Source organism: Streptomyces sp. NRRL F-6676, assembly GCF_000725625.1.
In the GTDB taxonomy this organism is placed as follows: domain Bacteria; phylum Actinomycetota; class Actinomycetes; order Streptomycetales; family Streptomycetaceae; genus Streptomyces.
The window spans coordinates 82,259-108,137 of sequence record NZ_JOHS01000008.1 but is presented as its reverse complement, the minus strand read 5'-3'; the positions used below and the strand labels follow the sequence as shown (position 1 = coordinate 108,137).

Annotated in this window: 25 protein-coding genes; 12 read left to right on the top strand and 13 right to left on the bottom strand. The window is 74.8% G+C overall.

The window, feature by feature from the left end; translation table 11 throughout:
* The first annotated feature begins 251 nt into the window (after window positions 1–251).
* The 4 genes from IO29_RS07180 to IO29_RS07165 all read left to right on the top strand — a co-directional run bounded on the left by IO29_RS07180 (window position 252) and on the right by IO29_RS07165 (window position 3,482).
* Complete coding sequence (locus IO29_RS07180) at window positions 252–875, top strand: DUF5134 domain-containing protein (RefSeq protein WP_030377861.1); 624 nt, start codon at window positions 252–254, stop codon at window positions 873–875.
* A gap of 78 nt (window positions 876–953) precedes the next feature.
* Window positions 954–1,889 (top strand): M56 family metallopeptidase, encoded by a 936-nt coding sequence (locus tag IO29_RS07175; protein WP_030377860.1) that lies wholly within the window; start codon window positions 954–956, stop codon window positions 1,887–1,889.
* A gap of 70 nt (window positions 1,890–1,959) precedes the next feature.
* Window positions 1,960–2,679: a phosphatase PAP2 family protein gene (locus tag IO29_RS07170; protein ID WP_030377859.1), complete on the top strand. Its 720-nt coding sequence runs from the start codon at window positions 1,960–1,962 to the stop codon at window positions 2,677–2,679.
* A gap of 32 nt (window positions 2,680–2,711) precedes the next feature.
* Window positions 2,712–3,482, top strand: a complete 771-nt coding sequence (locus IO29_RS07165) for an HAD family hydrolase (protein WP_030377858.1) — start codon at window positions 2,712–2,714, stop codon at window positions 3,480–3,482.
* Window positions 3,483–3,587: 105 nt separating this feature from the next.
* On the opposite strand, the gene IO29_RS07160 is transcribed toward IO29_RS07165, so the two are convergent.
* On the bottom strand, window positions 3,588–3,833 hold the full coding sequence (locus IO29_RS07160; RefSeq protein WP_030377857.1) for a DUF2630 family protein: 246 nt from the start codon (window positions 3,831–3,833) through the stop codon (window positions 3,588–3,590).
* Between the two features lie 307 nt (window positions 3,834–4,140).
* Between IO29_RS07160 and IO29_RS07155 the strand changes: the two genes are divergently transcribed.
* Complete coding sequence (locus IO29_RS07155; RefSeq protein WP_030377856.1) at window positions 4,141–4,851, top strand: TetR/AcrR family transcriptional regulator; 711 nt, start codon at window positions 4,141–4,143, stop codon at window positions 4,849–4,851.
* A gap of 82 nt (window positions 4,852–4,933) precedes the next feature.
* Here IO29_RS07155 and IO29_RS07150 read toward each other — a convergent pair whose 3' ends face one another.
* On the bottom strand, window positions 4,934–5,500 hold the full coding sequence (locus IO29_RS07150; protein WP_030377855.1) for an Rv1733c family protein: 567 nt from the start codon (window positions 5,498–5,500) through the stop codon (window positions 4,934–4,936).
* Between the two features lie 293 nt (window positions 5,501–5,793).
* On the opposite strand from IO29_RS07150, the gene IO29_RS07145 reads away from it, so the two are divergent.
* From IO29_RS07145 to IO29_RS07130, 4 genes are all read left to right on the top strand, one after another.
* Window positions 5,794–6,879 (top strand): WD40/YVTN/BNR-like repeat-containing protein, encoded by a 1,086-nt coding sequence (locus IO29_RS07145; protein ID WP_030377854.1) that lies wholly within the window; start codon window positions 5,794–5,796, stop codon window positions 6,877–6,879.
* Window positions 6,880–7,007: 128 nt separating this feature from the next.
* The gene (locus IO29_RS07140; protein ID WP_030377853.1) at window positions 7,008–7,685 is read left to right on the top strand and encodes a uracil-DNA glycosylase; all 678 of its coding nucleotides are present in this window, start codon (window positions 7,008–7,010) and stop codon (window positions 7,683–7,685) included.
* Window positions 7,686–7,690: 5 nt separating this feature from the next.
* Window positions 7,691–8,707 (top strand): N-acetylglucosamine kinase, encoded by a 1,017-nt coding sequence (locus IO29_RS07135; protein WP_033224747.1) that lies wholly within the window; start codon window positions 7,691–7,693, stop codon window positions 8,705–8,707.
* Between the two features lie 255 nt (window positions 8,708–8,962).
* Complete coding sequence (locus tag IO29_RS07130) at window positions 8,963–9,886, top strand: sirohydrochlorin chelatase (RefSeq protein ID WP_106969713.1); 924 nt, start codon at window positions 8,963–8,965, stop codon at window positions 9,884–9,886.
* 117 nt (window positions 9,887–10,003) lie between these two features.
* On the opposite strand, the gene IO29_RS07125 is transcribed toward IO29_RS07130, so the two are convergent.
* Together IO29_RS07125 and IO29_RS07120 are read right to left on the bottom strand one after the other, a co-directional pair.
* Window positions 10,004–11,038, bottom strand: coding sequence for a lactonase family protein (locus IO29_RS07125; RefSeq protein ID WP_030377850.1), 1,035 nt, complete (start codon window positions 11,036–11,038; stop codon window positions 10,004–10,006).
* Window positions 11,039–11,231: 193 nt separating this feature from the next.
* Window positions 11,232–12,701: an FUSC family protein gene (locus IO29_RS07120; RefSeq protein ID WP_030377849.1), complete on the bottom strand. Its 1,470-nt coding sequence runs from the start codon at window positions 12,699–12,701 to the stop codon at window positions 11,232–11,234.
* 217 nt (window positions 12,702–12,918) lie between these two features.
* Between IO29_RS07120 and IO29_RS07115 the strand changes: the two genes are divergently transcribed.
* Window positions 12,919–13,431, top strand: coding sequence for an Lrp/AsnC family transcriptional regulator (locus IO29_RS07115; RefSeq protein WP_030377848.1), 513 nt, complete (start codon window positions 12,919–12,921; stop codon window positions 13,429–13,431).
* Window positions 13,432–13,629: 198 nt separating this feature from the next.
* Here the strand turns inward: IO29_RS07115 and bla are convergent, their stop codons facing one another.
* The 5 genes from bla to IO29_RS07090 form a co-directional block, all read right to left on the bottom strand.
* Entirely contained in the window at window positions 13,630–14,574 is a 945-nt protein-coding gene (gene bla / locus IO29_RS07110) for a class A beta-lactamase (RefSeq protein WP_030377847.1), read from the bottom strand.
* A 145-nt stretch (window positions 14,575–14,719) separates the two neighbouring features.
* A complete protein-coding gene (locus IO29_RS07105; protein WP_030377846.1) occupies window positions 14,720–15,865 on the bottom strand; it encodes an XdhC family protein in 1,146 nt (381 codons plus the stop codon).
* Window positions 15,858–17,996 carry a xanthine dehydrogenase family protein molybdopterin-binding subunit gene (locus tag IO29_RS07100; RefSeq protein ID WP_030377845.1) on the bottom strand — a complete coding sequence of 713 codons (2,139 nt, stop codon included), beginning with the start codon at window positions 17,994–17,996 and terminating at the stop codon, window positions 15,858–15,860. Before IO29_RS07100 ends, IO29_RS07105 begins: the two co-directional genes overlap by 8 nt.
* Window positions 17,993–18,985: an FAD binding domain-containing protein gene (locus IO29_RS07095; protein WP_030377844.1), complete on the bottom strand. Its 993-nt coding sequence runs from the start codon at window positions 18,983–18,985 to the stop codon at window positions 17,993–17,995. Before IO29_RS07095 ends, IO29_RS07100 begins: the two co-directional genes overlap by 4 nt.
* Window positions 18,982–19,584: a (2Fe-2S)-binding protein gene (locus IO29_RS07090; RefSeq protein ID WP_030377843.1), complete on the bottom strand. Its 603-nt coding sequence runs from the start codon at window positions 19,582–19,584 to the stop codon at window positions 18,982–18,984. Before IO29_RS07090 ends, IO29_RS07095 begins: the two co-directional genes overlap by 4 nt.
* Before the next feature lie 270 nt (window positions 19,585–19,854).
* Here IO29_RS07090 and IO29_RS07085 point away from each other — a divergent pair, with 270 nt between their 5' ends.
* Entirely contained in the window at window positions 19,855–20,436 is a 582-nt protein-coding gene (locus IO29_RS07085) for a TetR/AcrR family transcriptional regulator (protein ID WP_030377842.1), read from the top strand.
* 93 nt (window positions 20,437–20,529) lie between these two features.
* Here IO29_RS07085 and IO29_RS07080 read toward each other — a convergent pair whose 3' ends face one another.
* Genes IO29_RS07080 through kdpF form a run of 4 tightly spaced genes read right to left on the bottom strand, consistent with a single transcriptional unit; the run spans window position 20,530 to window position 25,087 of the window.
* Complete coding sequence (locus IO29_RS07080; protein WP_030377841.1) at window positions 20,530–21,201, bottom strand: potassium-transporting ATPase subunit C; 672 nt, start codon at window positions 21,199–21,201, stop codon at window positions 20,530–20,532.
* Between the two features lie 27 nt (window positions 21,202–21,228).
* Complete coding sequence (gene kdpB / locus IO29_RS07075) at window positions 21,229–23,322, bottom strand: potassium-transporting ATPase subunit KdpB (RefSeq protein ID WP_051707357.1); 2,094 nt, start codon at window positions 23,320–23,322, stop codon at window positions 21,229–21,231.
* A complete protein-coding gene (kdpA, locus tag IO29_RS07070; protein WP_030377839.1) occupies window positions 23,319–24,980 on the bottom strand; it encodes a potassium-transporting ATPase subunit KdpA in 1,662 nt (553 codons plus the stop codon). Before kdpA ends, kdpB begins: the two co-directional genes overlap by 4 nt.
* An 8-nt stretch (window positions 24,981–24,988) precedes the next feature.
* The gene (kdpF, locus tag IO29_RS37655) at window positions 24,989–25,087 is read right to left on the bottom strand and encodes a K(+)-transporting ATPase subunit F (protein ID WP_030377838.1); all 99 of its coding nucleotides are present in this window, start codon (window positions 25,085–25,087) and stop codon (window positions 24,989–24,991) included.
* A gap of 339 nt (window positions 25,088–25,426) precedes the next feature.
* Here kdpF and IO29_RS07060 point away from each other — a divergent pair, with 339 nt between their 5' ends.
* On the top strand, window positions 25,427–25,870 hold the full coding sequence (locus IO29_RS07060; protein ID WP_030377837.1) for a Fur family transcriptional regulator: 444 nt from the start codon (window positions 25,427–25,429) through the stop codon (window positions 25,868–25,870).
* The last annotated feature ends 9 nt before the right edge of the window (window positions 25,871–25,879 follow it).

Genomic DNA, 25,879 nt, shown 5'->3' with positions numbered 1-25,879 from the left:
TGAAACATATCGTCCGCGTCCGGCGGCTTCGGGAGCGCGGTGTGCCGCGCGCGCTCCCCCACCTACCTCTTTGCGCCCTTTTGCGCGTCCTCCCGCCGGGGCATGCCCTGACCGACGGTGAGGACCGGCCGCGGTGACCGCTGCGGTGACCGGCCGCGGTGACCGCTGCGGTGACCGGCCGCGGTGACCGACTGTTCCGGCCGCCGTCCCCCAGCGGACGCGGCACCGAACGAACGGGGGGACGGGTGCACGTGCACGGATCGACTTCGCCCGGGTGGCTGCTCGTCGCGTTGTGCGCGGTGACCGGGGCCTACTGTCTGCTGCGCACGCGCAGCGCCGTCGAGGAGCAGCGCCGGGCGGCGGGCGGCGAGGCGCTGATGGGGTTCGGCATGGCGGCCATGGCGGTCCCGGCCGCGGTCATGGCGCCGCCGCGCTGGGCGTGGGGGATCTGCGCGCTGGTGTTCGGGGCGGCGGCGATGCGCGCGGTGTGGGCGGCCCGGGCGGGAGGGCACCATCTGCACCACCTCGTGGGCTCGGGCGCCATGGCCTACATGGCGGCCGTCATGTCCGCCTCCCCCTCGTCCGGCCACCACGGACACGGCTCGGCCGCGGGTCCACCGGCCGTGACGGGGGTGCTGGCGCTGTACTTCGCCGGGTACGTGCTGTGGTCGGGCGCCCGCTTGATACCGGCCCCGACCGTAGTCGGCGGAAACGGCCGGGTCGGCGGGGTCGGCGGGATCGGCAGGGCCGAGGGCGGCCGACGCGGTGGCGCGGCCGGCGCGGGGGCCGTCCTGTGGAGGGACCGGCTCGAACTGGCGCGCGCCTGCCGTCTGTCCATGGCGATGGGGATGCTCGCGATGCTGCTGATGATGTGAGGCCGCGCTCCGTGGCGTGCGTCACTTTGCGCGGACGGCGCGTATCCCGGGGCACCGCCCGGCTCATAGGCTTCGCCCATGATGGTTCCCGCGGCACTGCTGCTGCTCGGCGCCTTGACCGCCGTCGTCGCCCCACGGCTGCTCGCGCGGGCCGACTGGCCGGACCGGGAACCCGTGGTCGCCCTGTGGGTGTGGCAGTGCGTCGTGGCGGCCGTCCTCGTCGCCTGCGTCCTGTCGATGACGCTGAGCGCGGCCGCCGCCTGGGGCGCGGTGCGCGGACACGTGTTCGCCCCGGCCCCGCACTCGGTCGTCAACGCCTACGCCCTGAGTCCCGGCGGCGGTTGGGCCGCGGCCACGGCGGTGGCGCTGGCCTGCGGCGGGCTGTGGAGCGGGGCCATGCTGGTCCGGGAGATCCTCCGGGCCCGCACCCACCGCCGGCGCAGCCGGAGCGAACTCCTCGTCCGTTCCCCGCTGTTGCCCGGCGAGGAGCCGGGGACCGACCGGCTGGTGATCATCGAGGGCGAGCGCCCCGACGCCTGGTGGCTGCCGGGCGCCGCACCGCAACTCGCCCTCACCACCGCCGCCCTGCGCCGGCTCGAGGGCCGGCAGCTGGACGCGGTGCTGGCGCACGAACAGGGCCATGCGCAGGCCCGGCACGACTGGCTGCTGCATTGCTCGGACGCGCTGGCCAACGGGTTCCCGCAGGTGCCGGTGTTCGCCGCGTTCCGGGACGAGATGCACCGGCTGGTCGAACTGGCCGCCGACGACATGGCCTCCCGCCGCTTCGGCCGCCTCACCACCGCCCTGGCCCTGGTCGGACTCAACGAGGACCGAGGGCTGTTCGGCCCCTGCCCGACCCCGCGGGCGCACGTCCCGCAGCGGGTCCACCGGCTGCTCACGCCCCCCGACCGGCTTCCCGCGTTCCACCGGCTCCGTCTGACGGCGACGGCCGCCCTGGTCCCCGTCGTCCCGGTCCTGGTGGCGTTCGTCCCCGGACTGAGGGCACTGGGATGACCGGGGCCGTTCGGACGCCACCGCACTCCGGGTGTGGTTCTCGGCCTCACCGGCCGGAGAGGATCGGACCATGCACCCGCCGCACGTCGACACACCACCGGACGCTCCGGCCTCCCCGCGCGCCGTCGCACGCCGCGGTGCGGTCGTCTGCGCCGCGCTCGCCGTCCCGGCCGTCCTGCTGACCCTGCTGGTCGCCTTCTCCTGGCATCCGCTCGTCTCGGCCGACGGCGACCTCGCGCGCACGACCCACCGCTGGGCCGTCGGGCACCCGGACCTCACGCACGCGTGCCGGATCCTGACGGACTGGGTGTGGGACCCCGTGACGATGCGGCTGCTGTGCGCGGCCGCCGTCGTGTGGCTGGTGTGGCGGCGCTCCGCCTGGCCGCTCGCGCTGTGGGTGGCGGCCACCTGCGCGCTGGGCACCCTGCTCCAGCAGTCCCTCAAGGCCCTGGTCGACCGGCCGCGTCCGGTGTGGCCCGACCCCGTCGACTCCGCCCACTACGCGGCCTTCCCCTCGGGGCACGCGCTGACGGCGACGGTGGTGTGCGGACTGCTGCTGTGGCTGCTGCGCCGGTACGGAGCCGGGCGCGCGCTGTGGCGTACGGCGGTGACGGCGGCCGTCGTGTCGGTCGTGGGCGTCGGGCTGACCCGGATCTGGCTCGGGGTGCACTGGCCCTCGGACGTCGTCGGCGGCTGGCTGCTCGGCGCCCTGCTGGTCGCCCTGGCGGTCACGTCCTGCGCGCGGTGGTGCGGCGACGTGCCCGCCCACCGGCCGGACGGGCGTCCTTGACCGGTACGGGGCCGCCCTCAAGGATCACGTCCATGGCTCTCAAAGGCGTGCTCTTCGACTTCTCCGGGACCCTCTTCCGCATCGAGTCCGCCGAGGCCTGGCTGCGCGCCACCCTCGCGGAGAAGGGCCTCGCCCTGCCGGAGCCCGAGCTGCTGCGGGCGGCCGGGGAACTGGAGGCGGTGGGCGCGCTCCCCGGCGGCGCCCCTCCGCTCCGGCCGCTGCCCAAGGACCTCGCCGGCCTCTGGCCGGTACGTGACCGGAGCGCGGAACTGCACCGGGCGGCGTACACGGGCGCCTCCCGGCTGGTGCCGCTGCCGTCACTGGAACCACCGGCCATCGAAGCGCCGGACCTGCCGGGCACCCCGGACCCGTCCCATGGCGTCGCCTCCCGCCCCGACCTGTACGACGCCCTGTACGACCGCCACATGACCCCGGCCGCGTGGAGCCCGTACCCCGATGCCGCCGAGACCCTCGCCGGGCTGCGCGAGCGCGGGATCGCGGTGGGTGTCGTCAGCAACATCGGCTGGGACCTGCGGCCGGTGTTCCGGGCGCACGGGCTCGACGCACACGTGGGGGCGTATGTGCTGTCGTACGAGCACGGGGTCCAGAAGCCGGATCCGCGGCTGTTCGCTCTGGCGTGCGACGCGCTGGGGGTGGCGCCCGAGGACACGCTCATGGTCGGTGACAACCGGGTCGCGGACGGGGGCGCGGCCGCCCTGGGGTGTGCGGTGCGCTTCGTCGAACCTCTGGCGGTGGCGGACCGGCCGGACGGCCTGCGGCCCGTGCTCGGCCTGGCGGGCTGACGGCGGGCGGGGAAAGGGGGCGCTCCGCCGCCGGGATGCCCGGGGGTGCCGGGATGCCCGGGGGTGCCGGGGTGCCGGGGGTGCCGCGTTGTGTCGGCTGCCCGGTCAGCCCTGGTAGTTCTCGACCTGCGAGACCGGGCGCGCCGTGGCCTCGTCCGGGTTCTCGCCGAACTCCGTCTTGGCGCGGCGCCGGCGCAGCAGGTCCCAGCACTGGTCCAGTTCCCGCTCGATGTCGCCGAGCCGCCGGTGTTCGGTGTCGCTGTCGATCCGCCCGGACGCGAGGGCGTCGCGCAGCGCACGCTCCTCGTCGACCATGGCCGTGATCCTGCCGAGAATCTGCTGCTCGTCCATGTCGTACGCCTCCTGGGGGCTCCCGCCCCACTCTAGGGAGGCATTCCGCGCACTGCGACACCTGTGCGAGGACCCGCGCCCGCCCGACCTGCCCGCGCCGCCCCACCGGTACGGGAACCGCGCCCGGGGCCGCTCCCGGACCGGGCGCGGCCCCGCCCCCCCGTTCCCCCCGCTTCCCCGCCGTCCGCCTCGGACGATCCCCCGCGTCGCCCGAGGCGGACGGCAGCCCCGACGGACCCGCGCCGACCGGGTCCGGGGATGCGTTGACTATAGTTGGCTGGCAGCCAGTCAACGCAGGAGTTACAGGATGTCGCCGCGCAGCGCCTCGGTCAATGAAGAATTGCGGCGGCGTTCCCGGGAACGGCTTCTCCAGGCCGCCGTGGAGCTCGTCGGCGAGCGGGGCTACGACGCCACGACGCTGACCGACATCGCGGACCGCGCCGGTTCGGCCCGGGGGCTGGTGTCGTACTACTTCCCCGGCAAGCGGCAGCTGCTCCAGTCGGCCGTGCACCGGCTGATGCACCGCACGCTGGAGGAAGGGCTCGAGCGCGCGCCGCGCACCGAGGACGGCCGCGAGCGCATGGCCCGGGCGATCGACGCGATCCTGGGCCTGACCCGGGACCACCCCGTGCTGATGCGGCACCACATGGCCGGAATCCTCCAGGCCGAGGGCTTCGTGCAGTGTCCCGAGCAGCAGCGGCTGGCCGAACTGCTGCGCGAGACGGTCGTCCGCAACGGTTCGGACCGTCCCGAGCAGGACTACCCCATGCTGCGCGCCCTGCTGATGGGGGCGGTCTACGCGGCCCTGGTGCCGGGGGCGCCGATGTCGCTGCCGGTGCTGCGGGCGGAGCTGTTCCGCCGGTACGGCCTCGCGTGGGAGCAGGGTGCTCCGCCGGAGAGCGGCGGGTCGACGGGGGCGCAGGGGGCGCACGCGACGGACCTCTCGCGCTTCTTCGCCACCGAGAGCCGGGACGAGGGACGCGCCGGGGAGCGCGCCGGGCAGCCAGCGGACGATTAGCCCGCCGGGCAGCGCGGGGGCGGGCGGCGCGCGGGAGCGGGCGGCGCGCACAGCTGGCCCCCGGCCCGCACGGGCGGGTGGCTCAGCCCGTCGTGCGGCCCCAGGTCGGTCCGAAGCGTGCCCAGTCCTCGTCCCACTGGTCCATCCGGCGGCGTTCCAGCCGGCCGCGCAGGAGCCGGCCGCACACCAGCGGAACCGTTCCGGCGCCGACCCCCGTCAGGGCACCGATCAGGGCGGCACGCGTGGCGGCCGTGGCGGCGGACGGGGGCTTGTTGACCAGCAGGCCCGCCGGGTCCGTCCAGACCGTGACCGTGGTGCCGCGCGTACTGCCGGCCGGGACCCTGGCCTGACCGGAGCGGGCGGCGCCGTCGGGGGCGGTCCAGCGGGCCTCGGCCCACACCCGGGCGCCGCCGGAGGCGGAGGCGGGCGCGTTCTCCAGGAGCCGGGCGACCACGGGCCGCCAGTCGGCCCGCTCCCGGGCGAGGGTCCGCTCGACCGTGTGCGTCGCCGCCACACCGGCGAGCACGCCGCCGGTCACGGTGACGATCCAGGTGACCAGCACCACCCAGGCCTCGGCCCTGTCGCTGCGACGGCGCAGCGGATTGCGCCGCCACCGCCAGAGCCAGACCCCGCGTCGTCGGAATGCCATCTTCACCGGCATCCTCCTCACCGCCCCGGAACCGTCGACACGCCGGACGTCCGCCGCCCGCCCTCTCCTACGCGGGCGGCCGCCGTCCTGCTCATGTGAGGTGCGTCGCCCGTGCGGCGCGCCGACCGTCCAGGTACCCGGATCCGGGGCGCCCGCACCGGCACCGTGCGGTCCGCCGCGGAGTCGGTCCGCGGCCGTCCGGGAGCCGTCGCGGAGTCGTTCCGGGGCCACTGTCAGTGGTGGGGTGCAGACTGGCCCATGTCTGGAACAACGAGGTTTCGGAGGTGGTCGGCATGTCCGACGTTCTGCTTACCGTGGGCACCCGCAAGGGGCTGTTCATCGGGCGCCGGCGGGGTGGCGTCTGGGAGTTCGACGAGCGGCCGTACTTCAACGCGCAGGCGGTCTACTCGGTCGCGATCGACACCCGCGGGCCGACGCCGCGGCTGCTGGTGGGAGGGGACAGCGCGCACTGGGGCCCGTCGGTCTTCCACTCCGACGACCTCGGGCGCACGTGGACGGAGCCGGCGCGGCCGGCCGTGAAGTTCCCGCAGGACACCGGGGCGTCGCTGGAGCGGGTGTGGCAGCTCCACCCGGCCGCGGCGGAGCCCGACGTGGTGTACGCGGGCACGGAACCGGCGGCGCTGTACCGCTCGGAGGACAGAGGGGAGAGTTTCTCCCTCGTCCGCCCCCTGTGGGAGCACCCGACGCGGAACAAATGGGTGCCGGGCGGCGGCGGTGAGGGGCTGCACACGGTACTCACCGACCGGCGCGACGCGGACGCGGTGACGGTCGCCGTCTCCACCGCCGGGGTGTTCCGCACGCGGGACGGCGGCGCGAGCTGGGCGCCGTCCAACTCCGGTGTCTCGGCGGTCTTCCTGCCGGATCCCGACCCCGAGTTCGGCCAGTGCGTGCACAAGGTCGCCCGGGACGCGGCCGACCCCGACCGGCTCTATCTTCAGAACCACTGGGGTGTGTACCGCAGCGACGACACGGGGGCGCACTGGACGCACATCGGCGAGGGGCTGCCGTCGACGTTCGGCTTCGCGGTGGCCGCGCATCCGCACCGCGGGGACACGGCGTACGTCTTCCCGATCAACGCCGACGCCGACCGGGTCCCGGCGGACCACCGGTGCCGGGTCTTCCGTACGGCGGACGCGGGCCGCACCTGGGAGCCGCTGACGGCGGGGCTGCCGCGGGAGGACCACTACGGAACGGTGCTGCGCGACGCGATGTGCACGGACGACGCGGACCCGGCGGGCGTGTACTTCGGCAACCGCAACGGCGAGGTGTACGCCTCGGCGGACGACGGGGACAGCTGGCGGCAGCTGGCCTCGCACCTGCCGGACGTGCTCTGCGTACGGGCGGCGGTGACCGGGTGAGCGGCACCGCGCCGACGGCGGTCAACGAGGCGCGGGCGGCGCCGGGTTCGCGAGCGAGACGGTCGATTCCGGCCACCGCCCGGCCATCGGTTGATCGTCACGGCGCGTCCGGCAGTAGGGTGACGGCCGTGGCACCACGACCCTTGCATGAGATCGTCGAACCGGGCTGGGCGAAGGCCCTGGACCCCGTGGCCGGACGGATCGCCGAGATGGGCGACTTCCTGCGCGCGGAGATCGCCGCCGGGCGGACGTACCTGCCGGCGGGACAACACGTCCTGCGGGCCTTCCAACAGCCCTTCGACGAGGTCAGGGTCCTGATCGTCGGGCAGGACCCGTATCCGACCCCGGGGCACGCGGTGGGGCTGTCGTTCTCCGTCGCGCCGGAGGTGCGGCCGCTGCCGGGCAGCCTGCTCAACATCTTCCGCGAGCTCCACACCGACCTGGGGGTGCCGCAGCCGTCCAGCGGTGATCTGACGCCGTGGACGCGGCAGGGCGTGCTGCTGCTCAACAGGGCGCTGACGACGGCCCCCCGCAAGCCGGGCGCGCACCGCGGGAAGGGCTGGGAGGAGGTCACGGAGCAGGCGATACGGGCGCTGGCCGGCCGGGGCCGTCCGCTGGTGTCGATCCTGTGGGGCCGCGACGCCCGCAATCTGCGCCCGCTCCTCGGCGACCTGCCGTCCGTGGAGTCCTCGCACCCGTCCCCGATGTCGGCCGACCGCGGCTTCTTCGGCTCCCGCCCGTTCAGCCGCGCCAACGACCTGCTGGCCCGCCAGGGCGCGACCCCGGTGGACTGGCGCCTTCCGTGACACCGGTGTCGCCGGGGCGGGAGCGGCCGTGGGCCGTGCTCGGGGTGGACTCGGGTGGGTCCGGGTTGCGCGCGGTCTTGGCGCGGGCCGACGGTTCGGTGGCCGCCGGGCCGTTCGCCTCCGGCGAGCCGGTGCGGACCGGGGAGCGGGGGATCGACGCCGGGCATCTGCTGGCGCAACTCGTGCCGGCCGTGCGGCGGCTGCTGGCGGAGGCGGGGGCGGACGCGCCGGCCGCCGTGGCCGTCGGGGCGGCCGGGATGGCGACGCTCGGTGACGGGCTGCGGGCCGAGCTGCCCGCCGCCCTGGAGCGGGAGCTGGGCGTGTCGCGGCTCGCGCTGGCCGCCGACGCCGTCACCGCCTACACCGGTGCGCTCGGCGCCCGGCCGGGCGCGGTCGTCGCGGCCGGCACCGGGCTGATCGCCGTCGGCACGGACCTGTCCGGCTGGCGCCGGGCGGACGGCTGGGGACATCTGCTCGGCGACTGCGGGGGCGGCGCGTGGATCGGCCGGGCCGGGCTGGAGGCCGCGCTGCGGGCGCACGACGGGCGGCCGGGGGGTTCGGCGGTGCTGCTGCGGCGGGCCGAGGAGGTGTTCGGGCCGGTCGCCGGGCTGCCGGGGCGGCTGTATCCACGGACGGACCGGGCCGCCGTACTCGCCTCGTTCGCGCCCGAGGTGGCCGCCCGCGCCGGGGACGACCCGGTCGCGGCGGGTGTGCTGCGGGATGCCGCCCGGCATCTCGCGGAGTCCGCGGCGGCCGTCTGTCCGCCCTCCGGGCAGCCCCGGCTGGCCGTCACCGGCGGCCTGTTGAAGCTGGGCGAGGCGCTGACCGTCCCGCTGGCGGAGGAGCTGTCGCGCTGTCTGCCGCATGCGCGGCGGGTGCCCGCCGAGGGCGACCCGCTGCACGGCGCGGTGCGCATCGCGTGCGACCTTGCGGCGGGATCGCTCGCGCTCCCCCAGGACGCGCGGATGCTGCACGTGACCGTCGACGGGAGGACGCCGCCGCCCGCCGCCGCCGGGCAGTGACCCCGGGCCGGCCACCGCACCGACGACATGACTTTTCAGCCACCCGAACGTGGGACTCCGCCCGATGCCGGTTCCCCCCGGGGCGGGACGGACCGCCGCCTCCCCCGACAGCCCTGACAATCGTCCGCCGACATGGCCGAACCATGCCGATCGTCTCGAATTCGTACGTACCTCATCAGACAAATCCGGACGGATACCGCTCACCTGCACCCTCCCCGAACAGGGGAGCCCAGGAAGCCAGTAGCATGCGGCGCCATGAGCTCCCCCACTGGGCCCGCGAATGGCCTGCCTGTACGAATGCCGCGTCCGCGTCAGCCCGGGCGGCACCGCCGTCCGGAACCCCTCGCCGTTCCCGAGGGTTCGCCCGCGCTCGTCCTCGCGGTGCCGGGCACGCCCAGCGCCGCGATGCGCAGCCTCGCCGAAGAGGTGGTGAGCATCGCGCGGTCCGAGCTGCCCGGTCTCGATGCCCGCATCGCGTACGTGGACGGGGACGAGGCCGAGTTCCCCGCGCTGGGGCACGTCCTGGCCCGCGCGGCCGAGGAGCGCACCGCCCGCTACGAGCAGGCGCGCGCCGCCGGCAGCGACGCCAAGGAGCCCGACGGCCCCGTGGGCGTCGTCGTGCCGCTGCTCGCCGGGCCGGACAACGCGCTGCTGCGCCGGATCCGCCAGGCCGTCATGGAGAGCCGGATCGCGGCCGAGCTGACGGACGTCCTCGGCCCGCACCCGCTGCTCGCCGAAGCGCTGCACGTACGGCTCTCCGAGGCCGGTCTGGCCCGCGCCGACCGCGCCCGTCTGTTCACCGTGGCGACCGCGGCCGACGGCATCGTCCTGGCCTCGGTGGGCGGCGACGAGGCGGTGCAGGCGGCCGGGATCACCGGCATGCTGCTCGCGGCGCGGCTCGCCGTGCCGGTGATGGCGGCGGCCCTGGACGAGGAGGGCGCGATCTCGGCCGTGGCCGAGGAGCTGCGGGCGGCCGGTTCGCAGCAGCTCGCGCTCGCGCCGTACCTGGTCGGCCCCGAGATCGAGGAGGGCCTGCTGGAGGCCGCCGCGAAGGAGGCGGACTGCGCGACGGCCGAGCCGCTGGGGGCGTACCCGGCGATCGGCAAGCTGGTGCTCGCCAAGTACACGACGGCGCTCGGCATCGCCCAGCCGCAGCCGCAGGGCACGCCGGTGCGCTGAGCCGCCGGACGTCGGCGGAAGCCGGTACGAGAACGCGAAAAGGGCCCGCTCCCCCCGGGGAGGCGGGCCCTTCGGCATGTCCCGGTGTGACCCGGTGTGCCCGGTGTCCGGCCCGGCTCAGGCGAACACCACGCAGGAGGCCGCCGGGGCCTCCAGTGAGCCGCCCGCGCGCGGCAGCCCGGAGGACGGGTCGAGCGCGAACCAGGCGACGTTCCCGGAGTGCTCGTTGGCCACGTACAGGAAGCGGCCCGACAGGGCGAGGTCGCGCGGCCAGGCGCCGCCGCAGGGCACGGTCGCCATCAGCCGCAGGCCCTCGCCGCCCGGCTCGACGGCGAGGACGGACACCACGTCCTGGCCGCGCGTCGAGGTCCACACGAAGCGGCCGTCGGGCGAGACCACGATGCCGGAGGGGTACGCGTCGCCGTCGGGGGCGCTCGGCAGCACGGAGGTCTCGCCGAGCGGCTTGAGCGCGCCGGCGTCGGCGTCCCAGCGGCAGACGGTGACCGTGGGCGACAGTTCGTTGACGACGTACGCGTGTTCCCCGTCGGGGTGGAACGCGAGGTGGCGGGGGCCGGAGCCGGGGCGCAGCGCGTACTCGTGGCGCAGGACGGGCACCCCGGCCTCCAGGGTGCACACGCGGACGGAGTCGGTGCCGAGGTCGACGCTCACCAGCCAGCGGCCGCTGGGGTCGGGCTGCACCTGGTGGGCGTGCGGGCTCTGCTGGCGCTTGGGGTCGGGGCCCGAGCCGGTGTGCCGGAGCACGCCGGACGCCGCGTCCGCGAGGGTGCCGTTGGGGCGCAGCGGGACGGCCGTGACGCTGCCGGAGACGTAGTTGGCGGTCACGACGTGCCCGGCGTGCACGCTGAGGTGGGTGGGGCCGCCGCCGTCGACGGGGACCGGGGTGCCGACGCGCTCCGGGGTGTCGCCGGTGACGCGGAAGGCCGCGACGGCGCCGTCGGACGTCTCGCTGACGGCGTAGAGCAGTCCGGCCGTGGGGGCCAGGGCGAGGAAGGAGGGGTCGGGTACGTCGTCGGCGGCGCCGAGGGGGGTGAGGGCGCCGGTGTCCTCGTCGACGGTCGCGGTCAGGACACCGCGGCCGCCCTCCGCCGTGTAGGACCCGATGTACGCCCGCCGTTCGCCGCCGTCGGTCACGCCCACGTCCGTCCCCTCTCGCCGCGCTCGATCCGTCGCAGGCGACGGTAGCAGGGGGTCTAGACCAGGCCGGGGCGGCGCCCCCGGGGACGTGACGGGCTCCCGCGCGCGGGGGCGGTTTCGGGCTCCGCCCCGGAGCCCGGGCGGCCCGGGGGCCGGTGTGGGCCGCGGCGCGCTGTCGGGCTCAGCCTCATCAGCCTTTCAGGGGGGTGGCGAGGGCTGTCAGGGTGTGTTCCAGGGTGTGGAGGTGGGTGAGGGCCCGTTCCACGGCCGGGTGCGGGGGGTGGGGCGCCGGCGGGGGTGTGGTCGTGCGGGTGGGAACCGCGCCCAGGAGTGTGTGCACCGCCGTCTCCACGCGGGCGCAGGCCGCGGTCAGGCGGGTGTCGTGGGAGGCGTCGGGGTGGGCGGCGACCGTCGCGAGGCCGCGGGTTTCGCGGACGCATTCGTCGAGCAGGGCGAGGACCGTTCGTGCGCGCGCTCCGCGCGCCCGCAGTGGGTTGAGCGGGTGCACCAGCGGCGCGAGCGCCATCCGTACGCGTCCCAGGATCGCTTCGAGCTCCGCCACGCGCGGCGCGGGGTCGGCCCCCTCGTCGCCCGCGAGGCGGCGGGACGCGGCGGTGGCGCAGGCGTGCACGGCGTGCAGTGCCCGCCGCACCCAGTGGTCGGTGACGGCGTGCGTCGTGACCGGCAGCACCAGCGCGACGGCGAGCGCCGCGCCGAGCGCGCCCACGCCCGTCTCGGCCAGCCGCAGGCCGAGCAGCCCGGGGTGCAGCACGCCCAGCAGCCCGTAGAGCAGGCCCGCCATGACCGTCACGAAGAACATCATCCAGCTGTACGACAGGGGCGCCGAGTAGAAGATCCCGAAGACGCACACCGCGACGAGGGCCGCCGTCGGCACCGGGGCCCCGTGCAGCGGCACGGCCACCAGCAGGCCGGCGACCAGCCCGGTGACCGTGCCGAGCAGCCGCCGGAAGCCGCGGACCAGTGTCTCGCCGCGCGAGGCGGTGTTGACGAAGATCCACCAGGCGGCGCCGACGGCCCAGTACCAGCGCTCGTACGACAGCAGCTCGCCGGCGGCCGTCGCGAAGGCGCAGGCGACGGTGGCCTGGAAGGCCTGCCGGGTGGTGTGCCGGGCCAGTCCGCGCCCGGCCGGCGGGGCCGGTGCGGCGGGCGGGGCCGTACCGCGCTCCACGCACCACAGCCCGAACCGGACCCCGGCGGCGGTGCCGAGCGACAGCAGCACCGCGGCGGTCAGGCGCGGGAGCGCGTCGGGGACGGCGTGCAGGAACTGGGCGGTGAAGAACATCATGAACGCGAAGATGCCGAGCGCGTGGCCGCGCGGGCCCCAGCGACGGGCGTACACCCCCGCGAGCACGATCGCGAGCCAGGCGGCGTCGCGGAGCAGCGGGAGCCCGTGCAGCGCCGAGGCGAGCGCGAGCACCGGCAGCCCGGCGGCCGGAAGCAGTGCGGTGGTGACCGCCTGGCCGCGTACGGTCGGGTCGGCGACGGTGAACAGCGCGAGCAGGGCGGCAAGTCCGCCCGTGATCGACGCGGGCAGCGGCAGTCCCGCCGCCGCGCAGACGGTCACGGCGAGGCCGATGCCGAGCACCGCGCGCAGCGAGACCCGTAGCCGGGTCCGGCCCGGGTCCGCTGCCGTCAACATCCTCTTGACCGTCTCCACCGTCGCTTCTCCGCCCCCCATGGACATGGAAAGGCGCCGCGGGCACGGATCCGGCTTCGTTGCCGTCCTGCGCTGCGCGGCGCCATTGATGTGGCGAAGATAAGCGGGGGCGCGGGCGTGGCTCAACAGCGGCTCGTCGCGCTGGGCCATTGGTACAGTCGGCGACGCTAGACGCCGCCGACCGGAGGGCCAACGGACCATGGCCGTGGATCAGCTCGACACCCGCATCCTGCGACTGCTGCTGGAGCAGCCGCGCACCAGCGTGCGGGAGTACGCGCGCATCCTGGGGGTCGCGCGCGGCACCGTGCAGGCGCGGCTCGACCGGCTGGAGCGGGTCGGGGTGATCACCGGTACGGCGCCGTCCCTCTCCCCCGCCGCGCTGGGACATCCGGTGCTGGCGTTCGTGCACGTGGAGGTGGAGCAGGGGCGGCTGGACGAGGTGGGTGACGCGCTCGCCGCCGTCCCCGAGATCGTCGAGGCGTTCTCCACGACGGGGGGTGGAGATCTGCTCGCACGGGTGGTCGCGCGGGACCACGCGCATCTGGAGGACGTGGTGCAGGCGGTGATCAGCGTGCCGGGGGTTGTCCGCACGCGGACGGAGGTGGCGTTGCGGGAGCGGGTGCGGTACCGGTTGCTGCCGCTGGTGGCGGCGGTGGGCCGCGCGGCGGCCACCGCAGCCGCCGGCTCGGGCGCGAGCCCGCCACCGGGCTGACGGCGCGCGGCGGCCTCCCGGCCAGGGGCGCCGTACGGGCTCGGGTGGACAGGTCCGGTGCGGGTGCGCTGTGGCTGGTCGCGCAGTTCCCCGCGCCCCTTGAAAGCAGGCGGCGCCCTCTGCTTCGAGGGGCGCGGGGAACCGCGCGAAGTACCCCCACCGGCCGACAGCCGACAACGCACCCCACGCCGCCCCCCGTCAGGTCAGGGCCGCGGCCACCTGGGCCGCTGCCCTGGCGACCAGGGCGTTCTCCGTGGGCCCCGCGGGGTCCTTCTTCGTCGAGAGGACCGCGAGGAGCAGCGGGGGACGGCCGGGGGGCCAGGCGACGCCGACGTCGTTGGCGACGCCGTAGCTCGCGCCGCCGCCGGTCTTGTCGGCGAGGGTCCAGTCGTCCGGCAGCCCGGTGCCGAAGCGCTCGCCGTTCGTGGTGTTGGCGATCAGCCACCCCGTCAGCCGCTCCCGGTCGGCGTCCGGCAGCGCGCGGCCGAGGAGGAGGCGCGCGTAGGTGCGGCCGATGGCGTGCGGCGTGGTGATGTCCGTCGTCCGCCACGGCTCCGCCGAGTTGAGGTCCGGCTCCCACCGGTCGAGCCGGGTCGTGCGGTCGCCGAGCGAGCGGCAGAACCGGGTGATCCCGGTCGGCCCGCCCAGCTCGCTCAGCAGCAGGTTGCCCGCGCAGTTGTCGCTCTCGGAGACCGCGGCGGCGCACAGCGCCTCGACCGTCATGCCGTCGGCGAGGTTCTCGGGCCGGCCGGTGACGGGCGCGTAACCGGAGTCCGTCACCTGCTGCTCGGTGTACCGGATCCGCTTGGCGAGGAATTCGCCGTTCCGGTCCAGGTCGCGCAGGACCGCCCCGGCGGCGAGTGTCTTGAACACCGAGCAGAGGGCGAACGTCTCGTCGGCGCGGTACCGCACGCTCCGCCCGGTGGCCGTGTCGTACGCGTAGACGCCGAGGCGCGCGGCGTACTCCTCCTCCAGCGCGCGGAACCGCCGGGCGAGCCCGGCGGTTCCCGCGGAGGCGGAGGCGGAGGCGGAGGCGGAGACGGACGCGGAGGCCTGCGCGGCGGGCAGGGCGACGGCGAGGGCCGCCCCCGCGCCGAGGGTCAGCGCGGTACGACGGCCGGGGCGGAGGTCGGTGTGTCCCAGGGGTCCCAAAACGGTGCTCTCCTGTTCCTGCGCATGGTGTGGCTGTCCACGTGGCCGGCCGCATGACTGTTCACACGGCCGTCCACGTTCGTGATCATCTTCATGGACGCCCCACAAGGAGACACAGTTCCACCGACCCCGCCCCTCACGCCGCCTCCGCCGCCACCCCCCGCTCCCCGCCGTCCCGGTGGATCGGCGTGCCCGAGCCGGTGAGCGGTACGCCCGTGCCGCCCCGCCGGACCGCGACGATCTCCGCGGCGATGGACAGCGCCGTCTCCTCCGGCGTACGGGCGCCGAGGTCGAGCCCGATCGGCGACCGCAGCCGCGCCAGCTCGGCCTCGCTCACGCCGACCTCGCGCAGCCGCCGCTCGCGGTCGGCGTGCGTGCGCCGGGACCCCATGGCCCCGACGAACGCGGCCGGTCGTCGCAGCGCCTCCTGAAGCAGCGGCACGTCGAACTTGGCGTCGTGGGTCAGGACGCACAACACCGTGCGGGCGTCGGTCCCCGTGCCGCGCAGATAGCGGTGCGGCCAGTCGACGACGACCTCGTCGGCCTCCGGGAAGCGGGCCCGGGTGGCGAAGACCGGGCGGGCGTCGCACACGGTGACGTGGTAGCCGAGGAACTTGCCCGCCCGCACCAGGGCCGCCGCGAAGTCGATCGCCCCGAAGACGATCATGCGGGGCGGCGGCACGCTGGACTCGACGAGCAGGGTGAGCCCGCCCGGGCAGTGGCTGCCGTCCTCGGCGACCTCGACGGTGCCGGTGCGGCCCACGTCGAGCAGCGCCCGGGCCTGGACCGCCGCCGTGCGGTCCAGTTCCGGGTGGCCGCCGAGCCCGCCCTCGTACGCTCCGTCGGAGCCCACGGCCAGGACGTGGCCGAGGAGTTCGGCCGGGCCCCGTACGACGCGGGCGACGGCGGCCGGTTCACCGGAGGCGGCGGCCGCCAGTGCCGTACGGAGTGCCTCCCGCGCGGGGGCGTCGCCGCCGACCGGGGTGACCATGATGTCGAGGACCCCGCCGCAGGTCAGGCCCACGGCGAAGGCGTCCTCGTCGCTGTAGCCGAACCGCTGGACGACGGTGGCGCCGTCCGCCAGCGCCTCCTGGCACAGCTCGTAGACCGCGCCCTCGACGCAGCCGCCGGAGACCGAGCCGATCACCGTGCCCTCGCTGTCGACGGCGAGGGCGGCGCCGGGGCCGCGGGGCGCGCTGCCGCCGACGGCGACCACCGTGGCCACCGCGAACTCCCGGCCCTCGGCCAGCCAGTCGTGCAGTTGCCCGGCGAGGTCAAGCATCCGGTGCTCCCGAGCCCTGGGCCCCCAGCACCCGGTCGGGGCGGATGGGCAGGTGGCGGTGGCGTACGCCGGTGGCGTGCCAGACCGCGTTGGCGATGGCCGCGGCGGCGCCCACGATGCCGACCTCGCCGACGCCCTTGATGCCGACCGGGTCGTCGGGGTCGTCGTCCTCGATCCAGTCGGCCTCGACGTGCGGCACGTCGGCGTGGGTGGCGACGTGGTAGCCCGCGAGGTCGGCCGCGTAGAGGCCGCCGGTGGCCCGGTCCCGTACCGCCTCCTCGTGCAGGGCCATGGAGATGCCCCAGATCATGCCGCCGACGAGCTGGTTGCGTGCGGTGAGCGGGTTGACGATGCGGCCGGCCGCGAAGATACCGAGCATCCGGCGCACCCGGACCTCGCCGGTGGCGGGGTCCACGGCCACCTCGGCGAACTGCGCGCCGAAGGAGTGCCGTTCCTTCTGCGCGAGGGTGCGGAGGGCCGCGGTGGTGTCCGCGCGCACGGTGATGCCCTCGGGCGGGATGCCGGTGCCGAGAGCGAGCCGTTCGCGCAGCTCCCGCCCGGCGGCGTTGACGGCCCACGCCCAGGAGCGGGTGCCCATCGAGCCGCCGGCGATCATCGCGGGCCCGAAGTCGCTGTCGCCGATGCGCACCCGTACGCGGTCCACCGGCACTTCGAGCGCGTCGGCGGCGAGCAGGGTGAGCGCGGTGCGGGCGCCGGTGCCGATGTCGGCCGCGGCGATCCGCACGGTGAACGTGCCGTCCGGCTCCGCCGTCGCCAGCGCCGTGGAGGGGCCGGCCCCCGAGTGGAAGGAGGCGCCGGCCACACCGGTGCCGAGCAGCCAGCGGCCGTCGCGGCGCACACCGGGGCGCGGGTCGCGGTCGGCCCAGCCGAAGCGGCGGGCGCCCTCGTGGAAGCAGCCGAGCAGGTTGCGGGTGCTGAACGGCAGCCCGGAGACCGGTCCCCGGTCGGGTTCGTTGCGCACCCGCAGCTCGATCGGGTCCAGGCCGGTCTTCTCGGCGAGTTCGTCGAGCGCCGATTCGAGGGCGAAGGACCCGGGCGCCTCGCCGGGGGCCCGCATGAAGGTCGGGGTCGGCACGTCGAGGGGGACGACGAGGTTGGCCGTGTGGTGCGCGGCGGCGTCGTACATCACCCGGGGCACACCGGCGCTCGGCTCGACGAACGTGTGGACGGTGGAGGTCTGGCTGACGGAGCGGTGCTCCAGCGCGCGCAGCCGCCCGTCGGCGTCGGCGCCCAGCCGCATGCGCTGCACGGTGGGGCTGCGGTAGCCGGTGAGCGAGAACATCTGGCGGCGGGTCATGACGACGCGCACCGGCCGGTGCAGGACGGTGGCGGCCATCACGGCGGCGACCTGGTGGGCGCGCACGCCCTTGCTGCCGAAGCCGCCGCCGATGTGCTCGGAGCGCACCCGGACCGCGCTCGGGTCGAGGGAGAACATCTGGGCGAGTTCGTTCCGCACCCAGGTGGCGCCCTGGTTGGAGTCGACGAGCTCGAGCCGGCCGCCGTCCCAGCGGGCGGTCGCCGCGTGCGGCTCCATCATGCTGTGGTGCTCTTCGGCCGTGGTGTACTCGGCGTCCACGACGTGCGCGGAGGCGGCGAGTTCGGCGTCCAGGTCGCCCTTCTCCGTCACCCCGGGCATGACGCCGTCGACCGGGCGCGCGTCCGGGTCGTCCCCGGTGAAATCGATGTGGTGGGGCTCTTGTTCGTAGTGGACGACGAGCGACTCGGCGGCCTCGCGGGCCTGTTCGGAGGTGTCGGCGACGACGAGCGCCACCGGCCAGCCGAGATAGGGCACGCGGTCGGTCTGGAAGACGGTCGTGGTCGGGTCCGGCAGGCCCGTCATGCCCACGTACTGGGTCTCCACGCGCGGGGCGTTGCCGTGGTGCAGCACGGCGCGCACGCCGGGCATGGCGAGGACGGGTTCGGTCTCGACGGACGTGATCCGGCCGCGGGCGACGGTGGAGAGCACCAGCCAGCCGTGGGCGAGGTCGGCGAACGGGATCTCCCCGGCGTAGCGGGCCGCGCCGGTGACCTTGTCGCGGCCCTCCACCCGGGTGTGCGCGGTGCCGACGACACCGATCGGTGTCGTACGGCCGGTGGTGGCGGTGGTCATCGGGCTGCCTCCTCGGCGAGTTCGGTGAGCACGGCCACCACGAGGTTGCGCATCAGCGTCACCTTGTACGCGTTGTCGCGCAGCGGCCGGGCGGCGGCCAGTTCGGCGTCCGCGGCGGCGGCGAACGTCTCGGCGTCGGCCGGTGCCCCGGTCAGCGCGCGTTCGGCGGCGCGGGCCCGCCAGGGGCGGGAGGCGACCGCGCCGAAGGCGAGCCGCACGTCGCGTACGACGCCGTCGGAGACGTCGAGCGCGGCGGCGACGGAGCCGATGGCGAAGGCGTACGAGGCGCGCTCGCGCACCTTGCGGTAGCGGGAGCGTGCGGCGACCGGGGCGGGCGGCACGGTGACGCCGGTGATCAGGGCGCCCGCCGGCAGGGCGGTCTCCCGGTGCGGGGTGTCGCCGACGGGGAGGTAGGAGTCGGCGAGCGGCAACTCGCCGGGGCCGTCGGCGGTTTCGTAGGTGACGACGGCGTCGAGCGCGGTCAGCGCCACACCCATGTCCGAGGGGTGCGTGGCGACGCAGTGGTCGGAGGCGCCCAGGATGGCGTGGTTGTGGTGCTCGCCCTCGATGGCGGGGCAGCCGCTGCCGGGTTCCCGCTTGTTGCAGGGCTTGGTCACGTCGGTGAAGTAGCCGCAGCGGGTGCGCTGGAGCAGGTTGCCGCCGACGGTGGCCATGTTGCGCAGCTGTCCGGAGGCGCCGGCCAGTACGGCCTGGGTGAGCACCGGGTAGCGGCGGCGGACCTCGGGGTGGACGGCGAGGTCGCTGTTGGTGACGGTGGCGCCGATGCGCAGTCCGCCGTCGGGCGTCGACTCGATCCGGTCCAGGGGCAGTTGGCGCACGTCCACGAGGAGTCCGGGGCGCTCCACGCCGGACTTCATCAGGTCGACGAGGTTGGTGCCGCCGCCGAGGAAGCGGGCGTCCGGGTCGGCGGTGAGCAGGGCGACGGCGCCGGAGACGTCACCGGCGCGCTGGTATCCGAACTCCTTCATGCCGCCGCCTCCGCGTCCGCCGTACGGCCGGTGTGCCCGGAGCCCGCGGGGTCGGTCCGCCGCTGCTCGGCGGTGGTGTCGGCCGCGCGGGAGACCGCCTGGACGATCGACACGTAGGCGGCGCAGCGGCACAGGTTGCCGCTCATCCGCTCGCGGATCTCCTCGGGGGTCAGCGGGGGTGGTCCGGCCTCGGGGCGTACGTCGTCGGTGACGGCGCTGGGCCAGCCGGCCGCGTGCTCCTCGATCACCGCGACCGCCGAGCAGATCTGTCCGGGGGTGCAGTAGCCGCACTGGTAGCCGTCGAGGTCGAGGAACGCCTGCTGCACCGGGTGCAACTCCTCGCCGCGCGCGAGTCCTTCGACGGTGGTGATCTCGCGTCCTTCGGCCGCGACGGCGAGTTGGAGACAGGACACCTCACGGCGTCCGTCGACCAGGACCGTGCAGGCGCCGCACTGTCCGTGGTCGCAGCCCTTCTTGCTGCCGGTGAGATCGAGCCGCTCGCGCAGGGCGTCGAGCAGGGTGGTGCGGTGGTCGACGGTCAGCGGGTACTTCTCGCCATTGATCTTCAAGGTGATGGCGCTGGACGTCGAGGGGGCCATGATCAGCTTCTTTCGTGTATCCGGAACACGTCGGTAAGGAGCACGGGGAGCACACGGAGGGGAGAGGATTCAGGGAGGACGGCATCGGGTCTGGACGCGTCGCGGGGGAAGCGCACGGAGCGCCGGGCGCAGGACCCCGCACATGGCGTAAAAGCGCTGCCCACCGGTACTATGGGGGCCAACCGGACAGTTGTCCGGTACTTGGAAAGCTACCGGACAGCTGTCCGCTTAGCAAGGGCTGACCCCACGACAGGCCCGAGGGGAGGACGAATGGGACACGAGAAGACCGCTCCCCTGCGCTCGGACGCGCAGCGCAACCGCGAGCGCATCCTGGAGGTGGCGGTGGTCGAACTGACCCGCTGCGCGGACGCGCCGCTCAGCCTGATCGCCCGGAAGGCGGGCGTCGGGCAGGGTACGTTCTACCGCAACTTCCCCAATCGTCAGGCCCTCGTGCTGGAGATCTACCGCCACGGGATGCAGCAGGTCGCCGAGCACGCGGCCTGCCTGCTGGAGCATCGGGAACCGGACGTGGCGCTGCGCGAGTGGATGGACCGGCTCGCCCAGTTCGCGATGACCAAGGCCGGTCTGGCCGAGGCGATCCGCCAGGCCACCAGCGGTCCCGGCAGCCCCGGGCGGCCGGCGCCCACACCCCTGACGGACGCGGCCGATCTCCTGGTCCGCGCCTGCGGCGAGGCCGGGACGATCCGCCCCGGGGTCACCGGCGAGGACTTCGTGCTCGCCATCTCCGGCCTGTGGACGCTGGCCCCCGAGGACGGCTGGCAGGAGCGGGCCACCCGGCTGTTCGACCTGGTGATGGACGGGCTGCGGGTGGGGGCGCCGGGGCGGCGGTGAAGCCCGCTGGGCGGCGCGGGTCCGGGACGGCTCCCGGCCGGGCGCGCCTCGCCGGGCCCCCTCAGCCGCCGGCCGGGACAGCCCCGCCCGCCGTCACCCCCGTCCGTCTCGCGTCACCAGGTCCCTGAGCGCCACGTTGAGCGCGAGCACGTTGACGCGGGGCTCCCCCAGGAAGCCGAGCGTGCGGCCCTCGGTGTGGTCCGCGACCAGTTTCCGCACGTCCGCCACGGACAGCCCGTTGCGGGCGGCGACCCGGTGGACCTGGACGGCCGCGTACCGCGGGGAGATGTCCGGATCGAGCCCGGAGCCCGAGGAGGTGACCGCGTCGGCGGGCACCTGCGAGGGCCGGACGGTGTACCCGGGCACCGAGTTGTCCCGGACCACCGCCGCGCGGGCCGCCCTCACCCGGTCGACGAGGACCGGATTGTCGGCGGCCAGGTTGGTCGCCCCGGACAGCGGCAGCCGGTACCGCGTGTTGACGGAGTTGGTGCCGAGCCCGTCCGCCGGGCGGCCCTGGAACCACCGCAGGTCGGGCGTGCTGTGCCCGTGCTCTCGCGCCACGTCGTAGGACTGCCCGATCAGGGAGGAGCCCACCACCCGTCCGTCCGCCCGGACCTCCGAGCCGTTCGCGCGGTCGCGGAACAGCCCCTGGGCGACCCCGGTGACGAGGAGCGGGTAGAGGACGCCCGTCACCAGGGTGAGGACCAGCAGCGCGCGCAGTCCCGCGCCCGCCAGCCGGGCGGTGTTCACAAGGGAATTGTTCATGACGTACACCACCATGCGAGGCCGGGTTCAGAACCCGGGGAGGAGGGAGACGAGCAGGTCGATCAGCTTGATGCCGAGGAACGGCGCCAGCAGTCCGCCCAGCCCGTAACGGGCGAGGTTGCGGCGGAGCATCCGGTCCGCGCTCATCGCCCGGTACCGCACACCGCGCAGCGCCAGCGGGATCAGCGCGACGATGACCAGCGCGTTGAAGACGACCGCGGACAGGACCGCGGAGTCCGGGCTGGACAGTCCCATGATGTTGAGCCGGTCCAGTCCCGGGTACACCGACGCGAACAGCGCGGGGATGATCGCGAAGTACTTGGCGACGTCGTTGGCGAGCGAGAACGTCGTCAACGCGCCCCGGGTGATGAGGAGTTGCTTCCCGATCTCGACGATCTCGATCAGTTTCGTCGGGTCGGAGTCGAGGTCGACCATGTTGCCGGCCTCCTTGGCGGCCGACGTGCCCGTGTTCATCGCCACCCCGACGTCCGCCTGGGCCAGCGCGGGCGCGTCGTTGGTGCCGTCGCCGGTCATCGCGACGAGCCGGCCGCCGGACTGTTCGCGCCGGATCAGCGCCATCTTGTCCTCGGGGGTGGCCTCCGCGAGGAAGTCGTCCACGCCGGCCTCCTCGGCGATGGCCCGCGCGGTCAGCGGGTTGTCGCCCGTGATCATGACCGTTCTGATGCCCATGCGGCGCAGCTCGTCGAAGCGTTCCCGGATGCCGTCCTTGACGACGTCCTTGAGGTGGACGACCCCGAGCACCCGGGCCCCGCCGGTCTCCCCGGCGTCCTCGACGGCGACGAGCAGCGGGGTGCCGCCCGCCCGGGAGACGCGCTCCGCGCTCTCCTCCGCGTCCGGCGGCACGAGGCCGCCGCCCTCCCGTACCCAGGCGAGGACGGAGGCGGTGGCACCCTTGCGGATCCGGCATCCGGCCACGTCCACGCCGGACATGCGGGTCCGGGCGGTGAAGGGGATCCACCGGGCATCCGCGCGCGCGTCCGGACCCGGCTCACCGGCCTCGTACGGTGCCCCGCCGCCCGGCCCGGGCGCGGCCTCCGCCAGGACCTTCTCCGCCAGCTCCACCACGGAGCGGCCCTCCGGGGTCTCGTCCGCGAGGGACGACAGCCGGGCGGCTCCGGCGACCTCGGCCTCCGTGGCGCCGCCCACCGGGACGAACGCGGCGGCCCGCCGGTTGCCGTGGGTGATCGTGCCGGTCTTGTCGAGCAGCAGCGTGGAGACGTCGCCGGCGGCCTCGACCGCCCTGCCGGACATGGCCAGCACATTGCGCCGCACCAGGCGGTCCATGCCGGCGATGCCGATGGCCGACAGCAGGGCGCCGATGGTGGTGGGGATGAGGCAGACCAGCAGCGCGATCAGCACCACCATGGCCGGCCGGGCGCCCGCGTGGTCGGCGAACGGCGGCAGTGTGGCGCAGGCGAGGAGGAAGACGATCGTCAGCGAGGCGAGCAGGATGTTGAGCGCGATCTCGTTCGGTGTCCGCTGCCGGGCCGCGCCCTCGACCAGGCCGATCATCCGGTCCAGGAAGGTCTCCCCCGGCCGCGCGGTGATCCGGACGACGACGCGGTCGGAGAGGACGCGGGTGCCGCCGGTGACGGCGCTGCGGTCGCCGCCGGACTCCCGGACGACCGGCGCGGACTCGCCGGTGATCGCGGACTCGTCGACGCTCGCGACGCCCTCGACGACGTCGCCGTCGCCCGGGATCACGTCGCCCGCCTCGCAGACGACCAGGTCGCCGACGGTGAGCGCGGTGCCCGGCACCCGTTCCTCGGTGCCGCCGGCCAGCCGGCGGGCCACGGCGGTGGTCCTGGCCCGGCGCAGGCTGTCGGCCTGCGCCTTGCCGCGGCCCTCGGCCACCGCCTCCGCCCAGTTGGCGAAGAGCACGGTGAGCCACAGCCAGACGCTGATCGTCCAGCCGAACGCGTCACCGGGGTCCGTGCAGGAGTAGGCGGTGGTGAGCACGGAGCCGGTCCACACCACGAAGATGACCGGCGAGCGGACCAGCGCGCGCGGGTCGAGCTTGCGGAGGGCGCCGGGCAGCGCGGCGGCCAGCTGCCCCGGCAGGGCCGCGGGGTTCGGACGTGCCGTCCTGTCGATGGTCATGCCAGTCCCTCCGCGAGCGGTCCCAGCGCCAGCGCCGGGAAGTAGGTCAGCCCCGTCATGATCAGGACCGTGCCGACCAGGACGCCGGTGAACAGCGGTTTCCCGGTGTGCAGGGTGCCCGCCGTCACCGGCACCGGGCGCTGCTCGGCGAGCGCGCCGGCGAGTGCGAGGACGAACACCATGGGCAGGAACCGGCCCAGCAGCATGACGATGCCGAGGGTGGTGTTGAACCACTGCGTGTCGGCGTTCAGCCCGGCGAAGGCCGAGCCGTTGTTGTTGGCGGCGGAGGTGTAGGCGTAGAGGACCTCGGTGAAGCCGTGCGCTCCCGGGTTGAGCAGGGAGTGGCGCGGGGTGGGCAGCGCCAGGGCGGCGGCGGTGGAGACGAGGACCAGCGCCGGGGTGATCAGCAGATAGCAGGCGGCCGGCCGGATCTCGCGGACGCCGATGCGTTTGCCCAGGTACTCCGGGGTGCGGCCGACCAGCAGCCCGGCGACGAACACCGCGAGCACCGCCATGACGAGCATGCCGTACAGGCCCGAGCCGGTGCCGCCGGGCGCGATCTCGCCCAGCATCATGCCGAGCAGCGCGACGCCGCCGCCCAGTCCGGTGAACGAGGAGTGGAAGGAGTCCACCGCGCCGGTCGAGGTGAGTGTCGTCGAGGCGGCGAACAGTGCGGAGCCGCCGACTCCGAAACGGACCTCCTTGCCCTCCATCGCCCCGCCCGCGATCCCGAGCGCGCCCTCGTGGGCACCGGACTCGGCCCACATCATCAGCGCGGTGAAGCCCGCCCAGAGCGTGGCCATGGCGGCGAGGATCGCGTAGCCCTGCCGCGGCGAGCCGACCATGATGCCGAAGGCGCGGGGCAGCGAGAACGGGATGACCAGGATGAGGAAGATCTCGAAGAGGTTGGTGAACGGGCCCGGGTTCTCGAAGGGATGGGCGCTGTTGGCGTTGAAGTAGCCGCCGCCGTTGGTGCCCAGTTCCTTGATGGCCTCCTGGGAGGCGACCGCGCCGCCGTTCCACTGCTGCGAGCCGCCGGTGAACTGCCCCACGTCGTGGATGCCGGAGAAGTTCTGAAGCACGCCGCACGCCACCAGCACCACGGCGGCGAGCGCCGCTCCCGGCAGCAGGACGCGCACGACCCCCCGGACCAGGTCGGCCCAGAAGTTGCCGAGTTCGCCCGTGCGGCTGCGGGCGAAGCCCCGGACGAGGGCCATCGCGACGGCGATGCCGACGGCCGCGGAGACGAAGTTCTGCACCGCCAGCCCGGCGGTCTGCACCACGTGGCCCATGGTCTGTTCGCCGTAGTACGACTGCCAGTTGGTGTTGGTCACGAAGGAGACGGCGGTGTTGAACGCCTGGTCCGGGTCGACGGCCCGGAAGCCGAGCGAGAGCGGCAGCAGCCCCTGCACCCGTTGCAGCAGGTACAGGAAGAGCACCCCGGCCGCCGAGAAGGCGAGGACGGCGCGCAGATACGCGGGCCAGCGCATCGGAGCGTCCGGGTCGGCGCCGACGCCCCGGTAGAGCCACCGCTCCACGCGCAGGTGCCGGCCGGAGGAGTAGACCCCGGCCATGTAGGTGCCGAGGGGGATGTGGACGAGCGCCAGTGCGCCGACGAGGGCGAGCGCCTGGAGCACGCCGGAGAGTACGGGACCCATGGGGCAGCTCAGAACCTCTCCGGGAAGAGCAGGGCGAGGACGAGGTAGCCCAGCAGGGCGACGGCCACGGCCAGGCCGATGCCCTGCTCGAGGGCGGAGGCGGTCACAGCTTCGTCACCGCCTTGGCGACGAGAGCGACCAGCGCGAAGAGCGTGAGAGTGGTGAGGACGAAGGCCGCATCGGCCATCGCGGGCTCCTGAACGGTGAGGAGAAGGAATCGGACAGTGCGAGCAAAGCCGCTGTCCGGCCCGGTGCGGCCGCCGTTGACGGCTCCCTGACGGCGACGGGGGCGCCCTTGACAGCCCTCTGACGTGCGCTTGACGGGGTGCTGACACCGGTCCGGAACGGGCGACACCCGCCGTTCACCGGGCCGCCCGGAAGACTCATCAAACTTTGACTCCTCGTTTTCTTGAACCGATCGTGTTTACGGCTGTAGGTTCGCCCGCATGACCGCATCCCGGCCAGAGACGACCGCGGAGGAACTGCGCGGTGCGGGCCTGCGTGTGACGGCCGCCCGCGTCGCGCTGCTGGACGCCGTGCGCGAGGGCGACCACCTCGGTGTCGAGGCCCTGGCCTCCGGGGTGCGCGCACGCGTGGGCCACATCTCGCTCCAGGCGGTGTACGAGGCCCTGCACGCGCTCACCGCGGCGGGACTCGTGCGCCGGCTCGAACCGCCCGGCAGCCCCGCGCTGTACGAGGGGCGGGTCGGGGACAACCACCACCATCTCGTGTGCCGGACCTGCGGTGTCGTGGCCGACGTCGACTGCGCGGTCGGCCACGCACCCTGTCTGACCGCCTCGGACGACCACGGCTTCGCGGTCGACGAGGCCGAGGTCATCTACTGGGGCCTGTGCCCCCGCTGTTCCACCGCTCGCAGTTCAGCACAGTGATTCGCCCAG